Annotated in this window: 3 protein-coding genes; 1 reads left to right on the top strand and 2 read right to left on the bottom strand. The window is 67.7% G+C overall.

The window, feature by feature from the left end; translation table 11 throughout:
• Window positions 1-68: 68 nt before the first annotated feature.
• Together ACFXGJ_RS24145 and ACFXGJ_RS24140 are read right to left on the bottom strand one after the other, a co-directional pair.
• On the bottom strand, window positions 69-1,184 hold the full coding sequence (locus tag ACFXGJ_RS24145) for an NAD(P)H-dependent flavin oxidoreductase (protein WP_378625791.1): 1,116 nt from the start codon (window positions 1,182-1,184) through the stop codon (window positions 69-71).
• Window positions 1,184-2,830: an acyl-CoA synthetase gene (locus ACFXGJ_RS24140; RefSeq protein ID WP_378625790.1), complete on the bottom strand. Its 1,647-nt coding sequence runs from the start codon at window positions 2,828-2,830 to the stop codon at window positions 1,184-1,186. Before ACFXGJ_RS24140 ends, ACFXGJ_RS24145 begins: the two co-directional genes overlap by 1 nt.
• An 81-nt stretch (window positions 2,831-2,911) precedes the next feature.
• Here ACFXGJ_RS24140 and ACFXGJ_RS24135 point away from each other — a divergent pair, with 81 nt between their 5' ends.
• Entirely contained in the window at window positions 2,912-3,736 is an 825-nt protein-coding gene (locus ACFXGJ_RS24135) for a crotonase/enoyl-CoA hydratase family protein (protein WP_378625789.1), read from the top strand.
• Window positions 3,737-3,775 lie beyond the last annotated feature (39 nt).

Genomic DNA, 3,775 nt, shown 5'->3' with positions numbered 1-3,775 from the left:
CGGGTACGAGATTCGTACCCGGCCTTCGTGTGTGGCCTAGCTTCGTCCGCCGCCAGTCGGCGCCGGTCCTACTTGAGCTTTTCCAGCCGCGCGACGGTGGCCTCGAACTCGGCGACCAGATCGGCCATCGATTCCGCGACCGGCCGGATCTCGTTCATCCGGCCCACGATCTGACCCGCCGGCATCGCGACGACCTCCGGGTCCTCCGACGCGACGATCCGCTGATGCGCCTCACTGACGAGCAGGTTCTGCAGCGGCATCGGCAACGCTTCGGGCGCACCCGGCTTGGACCAGGCCTCGGTCCACTTGGTCTTGAGCAGCCGGGCCGGCTTGCCCGAGTAGATGCGCGAGCGCACGGTGTCCGCAGAGGTCGCACCGAGCAGGGCGCGCTGGATCGCCGACGGGCCCTCGCCCGACGCGCTGCCCAGCTTGTACTCCTCCGCGGTGAGCCAGTACGAACCCATCCACACGCCGGAGGCGCCGAGGCTCATCGCGGCGGCGATCTGCCGACCGCTGCCGATGCCGCCGGCAGCCAGCACGGTGGCGGAATCGCCTACCGCGTCGACGATCTCGGGAACCAGCACCATCGAGGCGATCTCGCCGGTGTGGCCACCCGCCTCGTAGCCCTGGGCGATGACGATGTCCACTCCGTTGGCCACGTGGCTCAGCGCGTGACCGACAGCGCCGGCGAGCGCCGCGACCGGAACCCCGTGCGCGTGCGCCTCGTCGATGATGTCCTTCGGAGGCGACCCGAGCGCGTTCGCGATCAACGCCGGGCGGTGCCGCAGCGCCACGTCCACCTGCGCCCGCGCCACCGAGTGCAGCCAGCCCAGCACGCCGGTGGCGTGCTCGACGTCGTCGGACAGCGGCGGCACGCCCAGCTCGTCGAGCGTGCGGTTGACGAATGCCCGATGCTCGGCGGGAATGAGCTTGTCGAGATCGACGGCCGCGCCCTCGGTCGGCACCTTGGCCGGCATCACGATGTCGACGCCGTACGGCTTGCCGTCGGTGTTCTCGTCCATCCAGGCGAGGGTCGCCTCGAGCTCTTCCGGGTCGTTGAAGCGCACGCACCCCAGTACGCCGAGTCCACCCGCCCGGGACACCGCCGCCGCCACGTGCTCGGAGGGCGTGAAGGCGAAGATCGGGTACTGAATGCCGAACTTGTCGGCAAGGGCGTTGTGCATCAGGCGTTCCCGTTGCTGTAGTGGTCGTCCGCCTCGCGCTGCTCGGTCTGCTCCTTGGCCCAGCGGTAGTCGGGCTTACCGGCCGGCGACCGCTTGATCTCGTCGACGAACCAGACGCTGCGCGGCACCTTGTAGCCGGCAATCTCCTTGCGGGCCGCGGCAACGATGTCGTTCATGCTCGGACGCGCGCCCTCACGCGTCGCCACCACCGCGGCAACCCGCTGGCCGAAGCGCTCGTCGGGGACGCCGACGACGAGGACGTCGAAGATGTCGGAGTGGGTCTTGATCGCGCCTTCGACCTCTTCCGGGTAGATCTTCTCGCCGCCGCTGTTGATCGAGACGGAGCCGCGGCCGAGCATGGTGACGAGGCCGTCCTCCTCGACGGTGGCGTAGTCGCCGGGGATCGAGTAACGGACGCCGTTGTAGGTCTTGAAGGTCGCGGCGGTCTTGGCCTCGTCCTTGTAGTAGCCGAGCGGGATGTGTCCGTGGCGGGCCAGCAGGCCGACCTTGCCCGAGCCGGGCTGGATCTCGTTGCCGTCGTCGTCGAGCACGACGGTCGCGGCGTCGATCTTCACCCGGGGACCGCCGGTGTGGGTGGCGCCCTTGGTCACGGGCGCCAGACCACCGAATCCGGTCTCGGAGGACCCGATGGAATCGGTGATGTACCGGTTCGGCAGCAGGTCGAGGAACTCGTCCTTGAGCGCGGGCGAGAACAGTGCCGCGCTGGAGGCCATCACGTACAGGCTCGACAGGTCGTAGGGTTCGCCGGTCTCCGGGTTGCCCGCCTTCAACGCGTCGAGCATCGGCCGGGCCATCGCGTCACCGGTGATGAAGATGAGGTTGACCTTGTGGCGGTCGATGACCTGCCAGACCTCGTGCCCGTTGAACTCGGGGTGCATCACCAGGGTGCCGCCGCCGAACAGGCTGTGGAACACCGCGGACTGCGAGCCCCCGTGGATCATCGGCGGGATCGGGAACCGGACCATCGCGGGGTTCGCGGCACCGACCTTCGCCATCTCCCACTCGTCCTCGACCCGCTCGCCGGTGACGAAGTTGACGCCGCCGCCGAGGACGCGCCACCAGTCCTCGTGCCGCCACATCACGCCCTTCGGCAGGCCGGTGGTGCCACCGGTGTAGAGCATGAAGAGGTCGTCGGGGCTGCGCTCGCCGAAGTCGCGTTCGGGCGAGCCCAGGGACAGCGCGTGCTCGTACTCGACGCCGTCGAAGGCGGAGTAGTCCAGGTCGGTGCCGTCCTCGACCACGACCACGGCCTTGACCAGCGGGGTGTTCGGCACCACGTTGGCGACCTTGTCGACATAGCGACGCTCGACGATCAGCGCAGCCATGTCCGAGTTCTCGAAGATGTACTGCAACTCGTTCTCGACGTACCGGTAGTTCACGTTCACCATGACTGCCCGCGCCTTGAACACGGCGACCATGGCCTCGATGGCCTCGATGGTGTTACGGCTGTAGATACCGACCTTGTCGCCCGGCTTGACGCCGTGATCCAGCAGGTAGTGGGCGAGACGGTTGGTCCGCTCCTCCAGCTGCGCGTAGGTCATCTCACGGTCACTGTCGAGCAACGCCACGCGCTCGGGATTCAAGTCGATGGAGTGCTCGACGAAGTCTGCGATATTAAGGGCCACGCCCAACAAAGTAGAACGTGTTACCGTTTCTGGCAAGAGTCCGTTTGAGACCCACCTCACATGATATCGGGAGCGAATCAAGTGTCCTCCACCACAGCCGAGATCTCCGACACCTCGGAACGGTCCCCGCACTGTCTCGTCGAGAAGCGTGGCCACGTCCTCGTCGTCACCATGAACCGTCCGGACGCACGCAATGCCCTGTCCGGCGAGATGATGGCGATCATGACCGAGGCCTGGGACCAGGTCGACAACGATCCCGACATCCGGGTCGCCATCCTCACCGGCGCCGGGGGAACGTTCTGCGCAGGCATGGACCTCAAGGCGATGAACAAGAACGCCCCCGGCGACACGTTCTCCAAGGGCGGCATGGATCTGACCAAACTGCCGGCGTTGCTCAAGGGCCGGCGGCTGACCAAGCCGTTGATCGCCGCGGTCGAGGGCGCGGCCATCGCCGGTGGCACCGAGATCCTGCAGGGCACCGACATCCGCGTGGCCGGCGAGAGCGCCAAGTTCGGCGTCTCCGAGGCGCGGCTGGGACTGTTCCCGCTCGGCGGCTCCGCGGTCCGCCTGGTCCGCCAGATCCCCTACACCGTCGCCGCCGAGATCCTGCTCACCGGCCGCAACGTCCCCGCGCCGGAGGCCAAGGAACTCGGACTGATCGGCCATGTCGTCCCCGACGGACAGGCCCTGACCAAGGCGCTCGAGATCGCCGAGGCCATCGCCGCCAACGGCCCGATCGCCGTCCAGGCCATCCTCAAGACCATCCGCGTCACCGAGGGCATGCACGAGGAAGATGCATTCAAGCTCGAGGCCGAGATCGGCGCCGAGGTGTTCAAGAGCGACGACGCCAAGGAAGGCCCGCGCTCGTTCGCCGAGAAGCGTGCCCCGAAGTTCCAGGGCAAGTAGCCCGATCCGCACCACGGGAACGGTCCGTCTCCCCGGTCG

The organism is Rhodococcus sp. NPDC059234 (assembly GCF_042754225.1).
Classification (GTDB): Bacteria; Actinomycetota; Actinomycetes; order Mycobacteriales; family Mycobacteriaceae; genus Rhodococcus_G.
Note: the sequence above shows the minus strand (reverse complement) of the source record. Positions and strands in the feature narration are given on the sequence as shown.